The sequence below is a fragment of the Photorhabdus africana genome (assembly GCF_035181445.1).
In the GTDB taxonomy this organism is placed as follows: Bacteria; Pseudomonadota; Gammaproteobacteria; order Enterobacterales; family Enterobacteriaceae; genus Photorhabdus; species Photorhabdus laumondii.
In genome coordinates, this window is record NZ_JAXBVE010000043.1 from 1 (window position 1) to 16871 (window position 16871).

At 41.9% G+C, this 16871-nt stretch carries 15 protein-coding genes and 2 pseudogenes; 6 read left to right on the forward strand and 11 right to left on the reverse strand.

The window, feature by feature from the left end; genetic code table 11:
- The 3 genes and pseudogenes from SLS51_RS18940 to SLS51_RS18945 all read left to right on the forward strand — a co-directional run.
- A pseudogene (locus SLS51_RS18940) lies at nt 1-3616 on the forward strand (DUF637 domain-containing protein); the annotation flags it as partial.
- A 144-nt stretch (nt 3617-3760) separates the two neighbouring features.
- Nucleotides 3761-4318, forward strand: a complete 558-nt coding sequence (locus tag SLS51_RS24725) for an HNH/ENDO VII family nuclease (protein ID WP_439126893.1) — start codon at nt 3761-3763, stop codon at nt 4316-4318.
- 8 nt (nt 4319-4326) lie between these two features.
- On the forward strand, nt 4327-4746 hold the full coding sequence (locus tag SLS51_RS18945) for an SMI1/KNR4 family protein (RefSeq protein ID WP_323840168.1): 420 nt from the start codon (nt 4327-4329) through the stop codon (nt 4744-4746).
- A gap of 480 nt (nt 4747-5226) precedes the next feature.
- Here SLS51_RS18945 and SLS51_RS18950 read toward each other — a convergent pair whose 3' ends face one another.
- The 11 genes and pseudogenes from SLS51_RS18950 to SLS51_RS19000 form a co-directional block, all read right to left on the reverse strand.
- Nucleotides 5227-5970 (reverse strand): amino acid ABC transporter permease, encoded by a 744-nt coding sequence (locus SLS51_RS18950; RefSeq protein ID WP_323840169.1) that lies wholly within the window; start codon nt 5968-5970, stop codon nt 5227-5229.
- Nucleotide 5971: 1 nt separating this feature from the next.
- Nucleotides 5972-6709: an amino acid ABC transporter permease gene (locus SLS51_RS18955; RefSeq protein WP_323840170.1), complete on the reverse strand. Its 738-nt coding sequence runs from the start codon at nt 6707-6709 to the stop codon at nt 5972-5974.
- Nucleotides 6710-6790: 81 nt separating this feature from the next.
- A complete protein-coding gene (locus SLS51_RS18960) occupies nt 6791-7627 on the reverse strand; it encodes an ABC transporter substrate-binding protein (protein ID WP_323840171.1) in 837 nt (278 codons plus the stop codon).
- A 168-nt stretch (nt 7628-7795) separates the two neighbouring features.
- On the reverse strand, nt 7796-8515 hold the full coding sequence (gene phoU / locus SLS51_RS18965; protein ID WP_323840172.1) for a phosphate signaling complex protein PhoU: 720 nt from the start codon (nt 8513-8515) through the stop codon (nt 7796-7798).
- A 14-nt stretch (nt 8516-8529) separates the two neighbouring features.
- Nucleotides 8530-9306, reverse strand: a complete 777-nt coding sequence (gene pstB, locus SLS51_RS18970; RefSeq protein WP_323840173.1) for a phosphate ABC transporter ATP-binding protein PstB — start codon at nt 9304-9306, stop codon at nt 8530-8532.
- Nucleotides 9307-9332: 26 nt separating this feature from the next.
- On the reverse strand, nt 9333-10217 hold the full coding sequence (pstA, locus tag SLS51_RS18975; protein WP_323840174.1) for a phosphate ABC transporter permease PstA: 885 nt from the start codon (nt 10215-10217) through the stop codon (nt 9333-9335).
- 1 nt (nt 10218) lies between these two features.
- Entirely contained in the window at nt 10219-11175 is a 957-nt protein-coding gene (pstC, locus tag SLS51_RS18980; RefSeq protein ID WP_323840175.1) for a phosphate ABC transporter permease PstC, read from the reverse strand.
- Between the two features lie 148 nt (nt 11176-11323).
- The gene (pstS, locus tag SLS51_RS18985; RefSeq protein ID WP_323840176.1) at nt 11324-12364 is read right to left on the reverse strand and encodes a phosphate ABC transporter substrate-binding protein PstS; all 1041 of its coding nucleotides are present in this window, start codon (nt 12362-12364) and stop codon (nt 11324-11326) included.
- Nucleotides 12365-12556: 192 nt separating this feature from the next.
- Entirely contained in the window at nt 12557-13888 is a 1332-nt protein-coding gene (envZ, locus tag SLS51_RS18990) for a two-component system sensor histidine kinase EnvZ (protein WP_323840177.1), read from the reverse strand.
- Nucleotides 13885-14604 (reverse strand): osmolarity response regulator transcription factor OmpR, encoded by a 720-nt coding sequence (gene ompR / locus SLS51_RS18995; RefSeq protein WP_011144612.1) that lies wholly within the window; start codon nt 14602-14604, stop codon nt 13885-13887. Before ompR ends, envZ begins: the two co-directional genes overlap by 4 nt.
- A 189-nt stretch (nt 14605-14793) precedes the next feature.
- Nucleotides 14794-14901 (reverse strand): annotated as a pseudogene (locus tag SLS51_RS19000) (transcription elongation factor GreB); the annotation flags it as partial.
- A gap of 614 nt (nt 14902-15515) precedes the next feature.
- On the opposite strand from SLS51_RS19000, the gene greB reads away from it, so the two are divergent.
- The 3 genes from greB to SLS51_RS19015 all read left to right on the forward strand — a co-directional run bounded on the left by greB (nt 15516) and on the right by SLS51_RS19015 (nt 16718).
- On the forward strand, nt 15516-16001 hold the full coding sequence (gene greB / locus SLS51_RS19005) for a transcription elongation factor GreB (protein WP_262980926.1): 486 nt from the start codon (nt 15516-15518) through the stop codon (nt 15999-16001).
- Between the two features lie 124 nt (nt 16002-16125).
- Complete coding sequence (locus tag SLS51_RS19010; protein WP_088374722.1) at nt 16126-16362, forward strand: type II toxin-antitoxin system CcdA family antitoxin; 237 nt, start codon at nt 16126-16128, stop codon at nt 16360-16362.
- A gap of 2 nt (nt 16363-16364) precedes the next feature.
- On the forward strand, nt 16365-16718 hold the full coding sequence (locus SLS51_RS19015) for a CcdB family protein (protein WP_323840178.1): 354 nt from the start codon (nt 16365-16367) through the stop codon (nt 16716-16718).
- Nucleotides 16719-16871 lie beyond the last annotated feature (153 nt).

The following is a 16871-nucleotide window of genomic DNA, read 5'->3' on the forward strand; positions in this document are numbered from 1 at the left end:
TAAACCTGTCGCTGGCGAAGGTACTAAACCTCAATTAGCGGTTGACACCAAAGCGTTAGGCGGCATGTATGCCAATAAAATCCGACTGGTTGCCACTGAAGAGGGCGTTGGTGTTAATCTGAAAAATTTAATCAGTGACCAGCGTGATATTACGTTAAACGCCAATGGAAAAATTGAACTGGGCAATATTAAGGCTAAAACAGACCTGAATGTTATTGGCAAAGAAACCCATATTGCGCCCAATATTAACGTGCAGGCGGGACGGGATATTATTCTGGAAAATACCACGCTGGATAATAAAGGCAGCGTGACTGCGGGCCGGGATATGCGAATATTTGGCGATACCGTGCGTAATAGCGGTAATAAAGCCTTGCTGCAAGCCAACAATAATATGTGGATACAGAAAAATGCACAAGGAGATAAAAGTCATCTTATTGAAAATAGATCTGCTACCATAAAGACGAATAAAGGAGACTTAGTTGCCAGATCTCATAAAATGCTCAATATAAGAGATCTTTATCTCCTTTACAATATTAAACCTGAAAAACACGCCTTTTTTAACTTTATTAATGTTGATGATCTCAGTGACAAGAGAAATTGGTTCTTTATAGAAAATTATGATAGCAGTTTAATTTCATCCGGGGGAAATTTATATATAAATAGTGATAATTTATTAAATATAAACAGTGAAATACATGGGAATAATGATGTATTTCTGACCGGAAGTCATTTTACAAGCACTAAATTTATAAATACTGAAAATCTATATAATGGGAATACTTATCCACATTTTATAGTAAATAGTTCGCATCCTGTATTTAATAATCCATACTATAAATACAGAAATAATCAGGAAAACGACAGAGAAATACATGTATTAGATAGAAATAACGCAGATATAAAACAGCAAGATTGGGATCTCATTCGAAATAATCCTTCTAATGAAAAAAAAGTTGACCCATTCACAGATAAGACAATGCTATCTTCTGGAAAGAATTTAGTTATTGATTTTCTTGGCGAGGTTAAAATTACGTCAAACAAGGAGCTTATTAATGAAAATGAACTGAATACACCGATTACGCCTGATTGGAAAGAAAAAACATTAAATTTATTAAATTCAGAAACTGATGATATCAAAGTTAAAAATAATCTTATATTAAATGCAAATGGATTGACATTAACATCAGCACGATTAAATGCTGGAAAAGATATCAACATTATCTCATCAGATGCTAAGGTTATCGAACTTACCGATTCTAAAATCATATCTAAATCAGGTGATTTATCTATACTTTCAACCTATTATAAAGCACCGTATGAATTTTTTGATAAACTATTATTTCCAGATGCCATTAATATTTTATCAACGGTATTAAAAGGACATAATATTTCATTAATAAGCAAAAACTCAGGAATATCCGCTTATAAATCTACAAAAATTAGTTTTGGACCGGAGATTGATGATCGAAGTAATATAATAAACGCCTCAGGAGATTTAACATTTCATTCAGGAACAAACTTAGATTTAAATTTTGTCAATTATTTCACAAAAAACAAGAACACAACTTTAACTGCGGTCAGAGATATTAAAATAAACACAAGTAAAACCAGTATAGACTCATCCGAGTCCATATCCATTAATGGTGGTATAAACCTAGATATTGGTGATGTAAAACTCATCGCAGGAAAAGACGTTATATTAAACTCTGCTCAAGATTCTAGATTATGGGGAGTTCCTATTACCGCTAATAGTATCTCTATATCGGCGGGGAAAGATTTGAATGTCACCAACTCTGCATTGAATGCAACAGAAAATATATTGATGAATTCTGGTGAAGATCTAAATTTATCTGTTGCTTATGGTAATGTAAACGGTCTTCTGATGAGAGAAGGAAGAGTAAGCCACATTACTTCTGTTAATGCAGGGAATGAATTAACTTTAATAGCTAATGATAATATAAAGTTAGAAGGTTCAAGTTTAATTTCTAAAGGTGATATGGCACTCACTTCTGGTGGGTATACATACCTTAAATCCGCAGTAGATACTGAAAACACGCATTCCAGATCATCTATTACCCATAAAGAAGTCAGACTAGATAGCGGTAAGAATTTAACCATTCTTACCGGAGAAGGTCTTTTATTTCAAGCAACTAAACTTTTAGCTAAAGGTGTAATAGATATTGCGGCTAAAGGGGGTTATCTTTATGCACAAGCACAAGAAGATGTGACTGAATATACCACCTCCAGTACTAAACGTAAGTGGTATGGTAAAAAGAAGACTTCAACTACCACGCACCATTCAGTCACCAATAAAGTGACTGAATTTATTGCTGATGGAGATATTAATTTACTCAGCCGAGATGACAGTACTTATGAAGCCAGCAAAATTGAAACAAATAAAAATGCCAGACTGACCAGTACACATGGAAAAATAAACTTTAAAGCAGTTAAAGATAGTTCTTTTGAACAAACCATTAGCCAGTCTAAAGGATTTTTCATTAAGAACAGAGATAGTGGTCATCGTGCAGAAACATGGGTGCTGCCTTCAGTTCACATTGGTGGAAAATTAACAATTGAGGCCGCAAATGGAATCAGTGCTGATATCAAAACACAGAAAGGACAATCCTTACAGGCGGTATTGGCTGCTCTTGGTAACACTTCTGAAACAGCCTGGTTAAAACAGTTAAGCCAACGTCAAGATGTAAACTGGAATGAAGTTCAGGATGCTTATGAGAATTGGGATCATAAGAGCCAGCATTTAAATCCTGTCGTTTCTGCTGTTATCGCTATCACCGTTGCTGTAGTCACGGCTGGGGCCGGGGTAACTGTAGCGGCTGCCAATGGTGCCGCGGGTGCAGCCAGTGGTGCTGCTACCGCAGCCGGAGCCAGTGCTGCAACAGCAGCAACAGTGAATACCGCCACATACGGCGCAGTTTCTGCGGGTATCTCATCTCTGGCTTCTACGGCAGCAGTTAAGCTTATTAATAATAAAGGAAACCTATCGAAAACCCTTAAGGATATGGGAAGCAGCGATACCGTTAAATCAACTATCACATCAATGGCGATGGGTGGTGCACTGGCGGGTTTTGATAACGTCATGGGATGGGATAAAGCCGCCAATGGCGCTCAAATTGACCCGGCAAAAGCGACATTACCTAAACTGAGCAATGGCGACTGGAGCAAAGTGGCTCAACGGATCGCCGGTCAATCCATTATCAGTTCCAGCCTTGGTACAGCCATCAATGGCGGTAGTTTTAAGGACAATTTTACCACCGCATTACTTGCCAATATTGGCAGCCAGATTAACGCCGAAGGTGCCGGGTTGATTGGGGCTAACGGTCAGGTGTTAGATTTACCCGGAAAAGCTATCAGCCATGCGGCGGTTTCTGCCCTTGCTGCGGAAATTGGCGGCGGTGATGCCAAAGGGGCGGCGGCTGGAGCATTAGCCGCAGAACTGGCCGCGATAACATTGGATAAAACATTCAATGATCCAATGAAAATTCAGGCGGGTGGCAAAATCATCGGCAGCGTCGCAGGGGCCATTGCGACCAACAGCGCCAAAGGGGCTAACAGCGGGGCTAATGCCGGGGAAATTGTTATTGTATATAACGCGCTGGCACATCTTCTATCCGCAGCAGAGAAAGAAAGACTGGGTACAATACAAGCTTACGAGGAGAAAAAGAACGCCTTTTGTCAGCAGTCGCCGGATGCGTGTAAACAAGCGGGGGAAACTATCAGCTTTGGTACTGACTTCATCCCAGTGATCGGTGATATCAAAGGTTTTGTAGAGGCTAAAAGCGCATTAGATTATCTAGCCGCCGCGATAGCCATTATTCCCGGCGCAGGTGATGCCGCCGGAAAAACTATCAAAGTCGCAGAACAAGCCTTACAAAAAGGCGATGTTGGCGAAGTTTCCAGACTGATTAATAAAGCCAGTGATGAAGTTAACACAGCAAGATATTTTGGTCAGGAAAGAACATATTGGTCAGCTGAGCCAATTGAATTTCAAGGGAATAAGGTTTATCAGAGAAATGATATATTCGATCCGAAATATATTGACCCAAAATCAGGAAAAACGAACATAGAGCTAATGTCATCTGGTCGTGCACCAATCGGTGCAGATGGTAAACCAGTGAATCTTCACCACATGTTACAGAAACAAGATGGTGCAATTGCAGAAATTACACAATCTTTCCATAAAGAAAATCATGGAGTTATACATATTAATGATAATAGTATTCCTTCAGGCATAAATAGAGCAGAATTTAACAAATGGCGTTCTAACTATTGGAAAGATAGAGCCAAAAGCTATAAATAGGTATAAAAATGAATGACGATTTAGATAAAATTATCAATGAGTTAAAACTTCTATCTGGTGGAGAAAAAAGCAACACAGATCTACCAGATGATGAATTGCTAGCACAATATGAACGTGGTATTGGTTTTACCTTTCCTAATGACTATAAAAAAGTTTTAAAGGAAATAGGGAATGTTTTCTATGGTTCCATAGAATTATTATCTGTAACTAAAGATAAACAAAATTATGGTGAGTTATCACAATCTCTTGAAGATGCAAGAAAGTTAGGAGTACCTAAAGACTGGTTACCTATTTGTGAAGATAACGGAAACTACTACTGTCTTCTTCCTAGTGGTCAAGTTAGATACTGGTCCCATGATGGTTATAGTAATGAGATGTGGTCAGATATCACTGATTGGCTCCAACAAGTATGGATAAATGGTAATTAATGAATACTTATCCTTGCCAAGAGCTTGTAAATAGATTTACGTAATTTCTCGTTAATAAAATGACTACTCTCCCTGTGTTAACAGTACGCTAACACAGGGAATTTATAGCCCATCTATCAGCCAGTCGGTTGATTAAACACACGTTCAAGCAAGCCCTGAGTGTTTTCAGGGCCGGAAATCGATATATTCATGAGTTATCTGTTCCAAAAAATTGCGAAATTTTCGACCTATCGTATAACAGACAGAAGACAGAGAATATAAGTATATCAAGTCAGAAGAAATACCAGAGTTATTGTAATATTTCACTTATTTTAAAGGCTAATTACCATCATATTATCTAAAAAGATTATTTATTCTGTTATTTTAATATTCTTTCCTTATTCTCATAAAATTACTGATTTAAATTAACATTAACCATCTCCCTATCGTTAAAATAGGGAGATTATGCTTTAGATATAAATAATTAACTCAAAAGAAAAACTAATATTGGGGAGCCAAAACTAATTTTTCTTTCCGCCAAAAATGAAAAAAAGATATTTTCCTACGTTGTAAGGTGAAGCGACTCACAAGATAGTTTGCAGTTAATTCCAGTGCCAAACACATCACGAAATAAATTAACGCGACAAATAAAAAGACTTCTGTCGGGTAAACCATGCTGCGGTTATTAACCTGAGTCGCCAGAAATGATAATTCCGCCACGCCAACGATATAAGCCAGAGAGGTATCTTTTATCAGCGCAATCCACTGATTAATAAAGGAAGGCACCATCATACGCAACGCTTGTGGCAACACAATGTACCAAAGTACCTGCCAACGGTTAAAACCTAATGATAGCCCTGCTTGCCACTGACCGGCACCAATCGCAATAATCCCCGCTTTTACCCCATGAGCCAAATAAGCCGATGTGATCAATGCCAAAGCACAAACCACCGTGGTAATTTCTGGAATTTCCATATCAAGCATCACAGGCAACAGAAAGTAAGTCCAGAAAATCAGCATAATGACTGGAATTGCACGGAAAAAGCCCAATACTGCGGCTAACAGGTTAACCCAGAAGCCTTTCAGCATTGCCAAAGCAATACCGGCAACCGTACCCAATACAATAGAAATTGCCCCAGCTATCAGGCTAATAATCAATGTCAACGCCGCCCCTTCAAGAGGGCCATCAGGAAATGTACCTAACAGTAGGTAACGCCAGTTTTCTGCAATGACTGAAAAATCCATTTTAATGTCCTCTCGCTATAGCTTGTTGCTGACGCCATTGTCCCCAACCTTCCATGATCGCAATGATGGCAATATACAGCACCGTTGCAACACCAAATGCTTCAAACGTTTTCAATGTTTCGGTTTCTACTTGACGCGAAGCATATGACAACTCAGCCACGCCAATTGCCATTGTCAGTGACGAGTTTTTCACAATATTCATATATTGTCCGAGTAATGGCGGCGTTGCGATCTTCAATGCTTGTGGCAATACCACATAACGCATTGCCTGCCAACCCGTGAGCCCCAGTGCATGAGCCGCATATTTTTGCCCACGTCCTACACCCTGAATACCGGCACGTAGCTCTTCCGCCACGAATGGCGCTGAATAGAGCGTCAAACCAATAAATCCAGCCAGGAATTCGAATGAAGGCCAGGCCAATGATAGACCTAATAGATTGATTTCATGAGGTGTATTCAGCCAAAGCATCACGGCTTGCGGTAGGATTTGCCCTGAGGCGAAATACCAGAAGAACAGTTGCACCAACAAAGGCGTATTGCGAAATAGTGTAGTGTAAGCGGTTACTAACCAACGGAGAATTTCCAGTTGGCTGTCACGGGCAGCCGCCAATACAAATCCTAGCAAGGTGGAAGCCACGACAGTACAAGCGGATATCCACAGCGTAATCAGGAAACCTTGCCAAAGCCACCCCAGATATTGGGGAGCAAGCAACTGTTCTGTAACAAATAATTCAAACATATCTTACTATTACCAGGTATTACCAATGATAAAGCCCCGCAACAAAAGGCGAGGCTAAAATAATCAAGGAGTTACTACTCATTAGGACTGAGTTTGCTGCTCCAAAGGCGCAAACTTAAAGTCACCTCGCGGTTGAGCCGATTTGGTTTCCGGGCCAAACCAACGGTTATAAATTTCCGCTGCTTCACCCTCTTTTTCCAGTTTCAGCAAAGTTTGGTTCACCGCCTCAACCAAGCGCTCTTGCCCTTTCGCCGCAGCCACTGCCTGATATTCACGGGTGATGCTAAAAGGAGAGATCTCAAACTCGGCTTTTTGAGCTTCCGGTACATTAGCCAACAGACCAACTAACTTAGCATCATCCTGCGTGATGGCTTGCACATTGCCGTTACGTAGCGCAGCAAAGGCCAGAGGCGTGTCGTCATAAGAGATCACTTTGGCTGTCGGATAATGCTCGCGCAGTGTAATTTCCTGCACTGTTCCTTTATCCGCTCCGATACGTAAATTTCTAATGTCTTCGGGCGATTTTAAAATACCTTTACGGGCAATAAATTTTTGCCCAGTGGCAAAGTAAGGGATTGAAAAATCAACTTGTTTAGCACGCTCATGAGTGACGGTAAAGTTGGCGGCAATCAAGTCAACTTTCTTTGATGCCAACAGAGGTAAACGGTTTGCCGGGTTAGTCGGACGCAGTTCCAATTTAACACCCAAGTCATTGGCAATCGCGTTTGCGATATCTACATCATAACCTGCCAGTTTTTTGGTTTGCGGGTCAATAAAACCAAACGGAGGATTACTGTCGAAAACAGCGATCCGCACGGCACCGGTTTTTTTAATATCATCCAGCTTATCCGCTTTCGCAGCACCAGTAACCAGTGTTAACCCGGCCAATAACGCCGTAATAAGAACGCGAGATTTCATTAAACTCTCCTGACAACAATTAATTCTTTATTAATCACAAGCTATCAATTTCACTATAGTGCATGAAATAATATAAATAACTATATTTATAACTATCAGCAATTATAAGATAAAAAAAATGCCGGTAAAAATACCAGCATTCAGGTTATTGACCAAGTGGTCAGGGAGCTATTCGTTATCTTTCGTCAACAGTTTTTCCAATTCATCACCACCTACATGCCGGAAATCCTGCCCTTTAACATAGTAGAAAATGAATTCACAGATGTTTTGACAACGATCGCCAATGCGTTCGATAGAACGGGCACAAAGCAGGACGGTCAGTACACTGGGGATGGTTCGAGGATCTTCCATCATATAAGTCATCAACTGGCGGATAATGCCTTCATACTCTTTATCCACCTTTTTATCTTCATGATAGATTCGAATCGCTTCTTCCAGATCCATGCGGGCAAAGGCATCTAACACATCATGCAGCATCTGGATGGTATGGCGGCCAAGGGATTCCAGGCTAACCAACAAGGGTTGATGCTGATGTGAGAATTTCTCAAGTGCCGTCTGGCAAATTTTATTTGCCACATCACCAATTCTTTCCAGTTCAGCGATTGTTTTCGAAATTGACATAATCAGCCGCAGATCACTGGCCGTTGGCTGGCGCTTAGCAATGATGCGAACACACGCTTCATCAATAGCCACTTCCATCATATTGACCTTATGGTCATCCTCAATCACTTCACGCGCCAATGCGGCATCCTGATTATGCATCGCGGTAATGGCTTTGGAGAGTTGTTCCTCCACCAGCCCCCCCATTGCCATCAGTTCAGTACGGACATGTGCCAGTTCAGCGTTAAACTGACCAGAAATATGTTTGTTGAGATTCAGATTGTCCATGTTACGCCCCATAATCAACCATAACGACCGGTAATATAGTCTTCAGTTTGTTTCATTTTTGGTGTGGTAAACAATGTGTCTGTATCACTGAATTCAATTAATTCACCAAGGTACATAAACGCAGTGTGGTCTGAACAACGCGCCGCCTGCTGCATATTATGAGTCACAATCACCACGGTATATTCAGATTTCAATTCGCTGATCAACTCTTCAATTCGACCGGTAGAAATCGGGTCGAGGGCTGAACAAGGTTCATCCAATAGCAAAACTTCTGGCCGGATCGCAATGCCACGCGCAATACACAAACGTTGCTGCTGCCCGCCAGATAGACTGTATCCACTCTGATACAGCTTATCCCGGGTTTCATTCCATAATGCCGCTTTCGTCAAAGCCCACTGAACACGTTCATCCATTTCTGCTCTGGAGAGTTTTTCAAACAGACGGACTCCAAACGCAATATTGTCGTAAATAGACATCGGAAATGGCGTTGGTTTCTGGAATACCATGCCAACGTTGGCTCGTAGCAACGCCACATCCTGTTTATCAGTCAGGATATTATTGCCATCCAACAGAATTTCACCTTCCGCCCGCTGTTCACCATACAGTTCATACATTTTGTTGAAAGTTCGTAGTAACGTAGACTTACCGCAACCCGACGGACCGATAAAAGCGGTTACTTTATTCTTTGCAATATTCAACGTTATGTTTTTCAGCGCGTGAAATTTGCCATAGTAAAAGTTCAGATTGTGGACCTGAATTTTGCTGCTAGCGATATCATTAACTATGCTCATTTACTTCTCTCTGTTGAAAATATCGGTCAGTGCTTTTTCTTGGCAAACAGCACACGCGCCACAATGTTAATCAGCAATACACACAGGGTTATCAATAATACGCCGGCCCACGCCAGTTGCTGCCATTCGGAGAATGGGCTCATGGCAAATTTAAAGATGGTGACCGGTAAGTTAGCAATTGGCTGGCTCAGATCAGTACTCCAGAACTGATTGGAAAGAGAGGTGAACAGCAATGGCGCTGTTTCTCCAGCAATTCGGGCAATGGCCAGCAACACACCGGTGATAATCCCGGATACCGATGCTTTCAGCGTGATGGCTGAAATCATCTTCCACTTCGGTGTGCCTAAAGCATATGCGGCTTCGCGCAGGCTATCAGGAACCAGTTTTAACATGTTTTCCGTGGTCCTGATAACAATCGGCACCTGTAACAACGCCAAAGCGATCACCCCCGCCCAACCGGAAAAGTGCTGCATTTTCGTCACAACGACCATGTAAACAAATAAACCGACAACAATAGAAGGGGCTGACAGCAAGATATCGTTTATAAAGCGGATCACCTCTGCCAGCCATGACCGGCGGCCATATTCCGCCAAATAGATACCCGCCATGATCCCCAGAGGCGTACCGATAACTGTCGCCCACAGGATCAGTAATCCACTGCCCACAATGGCATTTGCCAAACCACCGCCTTCCGTATTCGGTGGCGGTGTCATTTCGGTGAACAACGCCAGTGACATGCCGTCGAAACCTTTGGTGACGGTAGAAAACAGAATCCACACCAACCAAAACAGACCAAACAACATGGTCGCCATTGATAACAGTAAAGCGATGAGATTTTTTTGACGGCGCCATGCCTGTTTACGGCTACGTACATTGGCATCAATAGGCTTTTGTCTGTCTATCGTTGCCATATCAGCGCCCCTCTTTCTTCGCCAAGCGCATAATCATCAATTTTGATAACGCCAGCACAATGAAGGTGATCACAAATAGAATCAGACCAAGCTCCATCAATGCTGCGGTATGCAAGCCAGATTCTGCTTCCGCAAATTCATTCGCCAGCGCAGAAGTGATGCTGTTACCGGGCATAAACAGTGAGAAACTGTCGAGCTGGTAGGTGTTACCGATGATAAAAGTCACCGCCATCGTTTCCCCCAACGCACGACCAAGGCCCAACATGACACCACCAATCACCCCATTTCGGGTGTAAGGCAACACGATGTGCCAGATAACCTCCCAAGTGGTACAACCGATACCATAAGCGGATTCTTTCATCATCACCGGTGTTTGTTCGAAGACGTCACGCATCACCGAAGTGATATAAGGGATAATCATGATAGCGAGAATAACACCCGCCGCCAGAATACCGATACCAAAGGCAGGGCCAGAGAACAATTCGCCCACAATCGGCATACTGGCGAGGAGATTGCCGGCGGGCTGCTGGAAATAGGTGGCAAATAGCGGAGCAAAAACAAACAACCCCCACATGCCATACACAATACTTGGGATAGCGGCCAGTAACTCAATGGCAATACCGAGCGGACGTTTCAGCCAGTTAGGTGCCAGTTCTGTCAGAAACAAAGCAATCCCAAAACTAACAGGCACTGCGATAATCAGCGCAATTAGCGAAGTAACCAATGTACCGTAAATCGGTATCAAGGCCCCAAATTGCTCTGCCGGGGCATCCCACGTTTTCTGCCAGAGGAAAGAGATGCCGAACTGCTGAATACTAGGCCAGGAGGCAATAATCAGCGAGATAATGATGCCTCCTAACAAAAATAAAGTTATCAGCGCAGCTAGCCTAACCAGTGCGCTGAAAATAATATCGCCATTTTTACTGGGTGCTTTCATTGCCGTTTTTTGTTCGGCCATAGAGCTTATTCTCATTCGGGGTTAACTCCCCCCTTAAACGGGGGGAGAAATTAAAACGACAAATTTAATCGATATTTAAAGCAATCGATATTTAAAACAATCACTATTTAAAACAATCGATATTCAAAACAATCACTATCAACACGACTTAATACAGGGCCTTACCATTGCTATCCTTTATCTGGGTTTTCCAAGTCGCACGAACTTGCTCAATCACCTCTTCGGGCAGGGTTGCATAATCCAGCTCGTTTGCCTGTTTACTGCCTTTCTCATAAGCCCAGTCAAAAAATTTCAATATTTCCGCCCCTTTCACTGCATTTTTCTGCTGCTTATGAACCAGAACAAATGTAGTGGAAGTCATCGGCCACGCATTTTTACCTTGTTGGTTTGTCAAATCCTGAGCAAACGTTTTATGCCATTCTGCTTTCTTCGCTGCGGCACTGAAATTCTCTTCTGTCGGACTAACAATGTTGCCATTAGCAGATACCAATTTGGTATAAGCCAGATGATTCTGTTTAGCGTAAGCATATTCAACATAACCAATGGAACCCGTCAGACGTTGAACAAATGCGGCAATCCCATCATTACCTTTACCACCCAAACCAATAGGCCATCTTACGGTGGAACCCACGCCAACTTTTTCTTGCCACTCTTTATTCACTTTAGAGAGGTAGCTAGTAAACACAAAGGAGGTACCGGAACCGTCAGCACGACGTATCACGGCAATATCTTGCTCCGGCAATTTGACTCCCGGATTCAATTGAGTAATTGCTGGATCATTCCACTTTTTCACTTTACCTAAATAAATATCGCCTAAAGTTTTACCATCCAATGTCAATTCACCAGATTTAATCCCTGGGATATTAACCGCCAGTACCACCCCACCGATGACTGTCGGGAACTGAAACAAGCCATCAGCAGCTAACTTTTCATCAGATAAAGGGGCATCTGAAGCCCCGAAATCAACGGTATTTGCCAGAATTTGTTTTACGCCGCCGGAGGAACCAATGCCTTGATAATTGACTTTATTACCTGTCTCTTTTTGATAAGAATCCGCCCACTTGGCATACACCGGTGCGGGAAATGTCGCACCTGCCCCCGTTAAGCTGGTGGCAGCAAATACAGACAGGGTTATCAAAGAAAACGTCGTTGCTATTATGCCGGTTACGGTGGTACGCATCAGTTTCATAATCCCTCCTATAATGGGATATTAAGAATCAACAAAGGTGCAAAAGGGAAGATAGATCAATTTAATTACAGAAAAATGTCTTAATTATGACATTTTTATGACAGCGCAATGAACGCTTAACCTGTGACTGACATAAAACTGTCATCTCCACGCACCCTTAAAATCAAATAGTCGGAGATGATTATCAAGCCGTTAAAAATTATCTTCCACAACAGGAATACAGACACGGATAGATAATCCCCCTCTGGGGCTGGCGCCCATTTCAATTTTCCCATCATGAGCATCAATAATTCGCTGAACAATCGCCAGACCTAACCCTGTTCCACTGCTGCTGCGCGCTCTTTCGCCACGAACAAATGGCTGAAATAACCGTGGCAAATCTTCCTGTTTGATGCCGGCTCCATTATCTTCTACCTGAAACCAGGCAAATTTATTTGTCTGACCACTACTCACTTTAATCCAGCCGTTGCCATAACGATTAGCATTAACCAACAGATTAGCCAATGCCCGTTTAATAGAAATCGGATTGGCGTTAACGGTTATTGGGTTAAGAGACAGATGGTTTTCAATATCCTGCTCATAGCCATTCTCGGCGGAAATAACCTCTTTAAGAATAGAATTCAGTTCACAAAACTCCATTGGCATTTCCTGCCCAGTACGGAGATAGTCAATAAATTGCTCAATAATGGCGTTACACTCTTCAATATCTTTATTAATAGACTCAGACAGATAAGCATCTTCCCTGCTCATCATTTCTGTTGCTAGTCGGATACGTGTCAGTGGCGTACGCAAATCATGGCTTACTCCGGCAATTAATATCGTACGGTCACTTTCCAATAACTTTATCCCGGAGGACATTTGGTTAAATGCGCGAATGGCTGCACGAACTTCCAGAGAACCCGCTTCCCGCACCGCCGGCATCATAATACCTTTACCTGTTTGCCTGGCGGCATACTCCATTTCCAGTAAAGGCCGGTTCTGAAAACGGATATAAAGCCAGATACAACCAAACACCAGTAATAGAATTGCCAGTGTATAGCGGAAAATAGGAGAGAATTGATTTTGTTCGATCTCAGTCAGAGGAACCCTGACCCAAATATCGGGGGCCAGATAAGAATTAAGCCAAAGTATAGGACTATCCGTGTTTATCTCCAGACGAAGATCAGCCTTGCCACCAAGGTACTCGCCCATCTTCTCACTCAGGAAATCATAACGTCTGGCCCAACGTAAACCTTGTATCTCCGCGTCAGATTCAGAGTAGAGCGTAATACCCAACTCCTGATAAATCTCCCGGCGAACTACTGGCGATATCACCAAAAAAGAGCCATCCTCTAGCTTCAACTTTTCAGCCATTAGGGTACGAACTTCATACGCTAATACCTTATTGAACTGCTGCAAACTTGGCATGATAACGAAATTCACAACAACCAAGTAGCTGGTTACCAAACTGATAAACAGCATAGCCATAATCAGGAATAAAGTATGGGTAAACGTGCTGCGAGGGGAGAATCGCAATAATTTCATACACGAATTCCGTCTGGCACAAAGACATAGCCCAGACCCCAGATAGTCTGGATATAGCGAGGATGTGTAGGATCTTCTTCAATCACACGGCGCAGACGTGAAACCAAAACATCAATCGATCGCTTCATCGTGCTATATTCCCGACCACGCGCTAAATTCATCAACTTATTACGGGACAGTGGCACGCCAGGATAAGAAACCAGTACTTTCAATACAGCAAATTCTCCACTGGTTAATTGAATATGTTCATCTCCCTGAAACATTTCCCGCGTACTCAAATTGAGGCTAAACTTACCAAAATTAATAATCGCATCATCCTCAGCCGGTAGGCCCAATAACTTATTCGCCTGACGACGTAATACCGCCCGGATACGCGCTAATAGCTCACGGGGATTAAATGGCTTCGGAATATAATCATCAGCGCCAATTTCTAACCCAACAATACGATCTACCTCTTCCCCTCTTGCCGTCACCATAATAATCGGTACCGGATTACTTTGGTTTCTCAGCCTTTGGCAAACAGAAAGCCCATCTTCTCCGGGTAACATTAAATCCAATACGATTAAGCTAACAGATTCCCGTGTCAGTAAGCGGTCCATCTGCTCCGCATTAGCAGCACTACGTACCTGAAAACCTTGTTCTGTCAGATAACGCTCTAATAACGTTCGTAAACGCATGTCATCATCCACCACAAGGATCTTGTTATCTACTTGCATTATCAAACTCCAAAAAACACTACATGCTTTGATAAATTTATCATTTTGAAAGAGATTAACCCAAAGATAGAAACCAGATATCTGTATTTTGAGACTATTCCTAATAGGACTTATTTCCACAGTTATTAATTCGAATGATTAATTTAGTGGTTTATTACTGACAATGAGAACGCAGTAATTCACTGTCAGCTATCGAATTTCTACTGTTATTTTGCCATCCACCAACCTATCAATTAACGCTCTAGCTACCGGAAAATCGATAGAAATCCATTTATTAGCTGGATTAAATTCATCAGGCAGACTAAACGAAAAATGCCCTTTACTGCATATTATCTGCTTACCTGCTCCACGGTATTCGGTTTTTCCTGACTAACAAGGAGCTGGATCGATCATGTTCAGCTCACCAACGTTTGAACAAGAAGCCACTCGTCGGTCGATTTTTCGTCACATTTTCTTACTATAGTAAACAATTTCGCTTGTTTTTTCTTCACTTAAACCTTAACAGCCTGTTTCATCACCAGAAAGATTCACAGCATACATACTATTCAGTACACAGAACCATAAATTATATGATGAACGTTATAAATATTAGAGCCAAATATCATAATGAGCAGACAGGTAAAGCAATCTTGTTACCGATAATGCTAACTCGAAACCGTCTGTTAACTGCTTATCTCTCGTTTTAACCTCCGTGTTCACCACAGTGGGAGCGTATCGTATTCGCTTGCCACGCAGCCGAATCCATCAACAGTGATAAATTTATTCAACCAACGACGGCCTGAATGTAACTAATACGTTAATCTTGCAAAACCGCCGGGATTTATTGATTAATGACTAAAAACCGAGTCTTAATTTGACATCGACCAAAATGGGCTGTTTTATACACTTATGAGATTAACTACGGTATCTATATGAAAACTAAACTGATAACCCGTGAAGGCTACAACAAATTAAAGGAAGAACTGGATTATCTCTGGCGTGAAGAGCGTCCAGAAGTGACTAAAAAAGTGACTTGGGCAGCAAGCCTCGGTGACCGGAGTGAAAACGCAGATTATCAATATAACAAGAAGAGGCTACGGGAGATTGATCGTAGAGTCCGATATCTAACCAAAAGCTTAGAAGAATTGCGGTGTGTTGATTACTCCCCTCAACAAGATGGACGAGTGTTCTTCGGTGCATGGGTAGAGATCGAAAATGATCAAGGTGAGATTAAACGCTTCCGTATTGTTGGGTACGACGAAATTTTTGGTCGCAAAGACTACATATCCATCGATTCTCCAATGGCCCGGGCTTTATTGAAGAAAGAAGTTGGAGACAGTGCAATCGTTCATACACCAACAGGAAAAGTATTGTGGTACGTGAACGAGATCGAATATATAAAATATCTTTCGACATGACATAGTTAGCTATATATCGAAGAATAACAACCGAATGAATTAATAAGCATAACAAGCAGAAAAAACCGACATTCAGAACTACAACTCATGTACATATACGCATACTCAATGCCGGAGATAAATCATGACAGCAAGACAACGCAACACACAGAGCGTCACAATGACTGTAGAACGAAGCTTACTGAGCCGGGCACGTGAAGCAGGTATTAACTTTAGTGCCACACTGACCGCCGCCTTGGATGCCGAATTACGCAATTACGAAGCGCTGAAATGGCGGGAAGATAATAGGGAAGCTTTGGAGGCGTTAAACCGTTTCCATGATGAACATGGTTGTTTTAGTGATGAACACAGGACATTTTAACAATGCAATTCACCGTTTACCGTAATACTGGGAAAAACGTTGTTTATCCCCTATTACTGGACGTCACGAGTGACATTATCGGGCAGTTAAACCGCAGAATTGTGATCCCACTGTTGCCAGTTGAAAAATATCCTGACAGCAGTCGCCCTGTTCTAATGATCCCCGCTATCAGGCTGATAGACGACAAAGAATATGCGGTCATGACTCACGAATTGGCCAGTATATCTGTTTATGCTTTGGGTGCTGAATTTTGCGATGTATCGCAATACCGTAATCAAGTAAAGGCGGTACTCGATTTCCTCTTTGACGGTATTAGCCCATTAAAAAATTTAAAATGGGTAGATTCACATAATTAAGTGCAACATTGTTAATCTGGAAGTAAATATGTTCGTATTCTATTAAATAAATTTTTTAAGTAATTCCTCCATTTTTAACGAAAATCAAAAGTAGATTTGTAATTAATTAGTTACCTGCTTCTGGAATAATGCGATGAAACTCAAGTTTTTCCT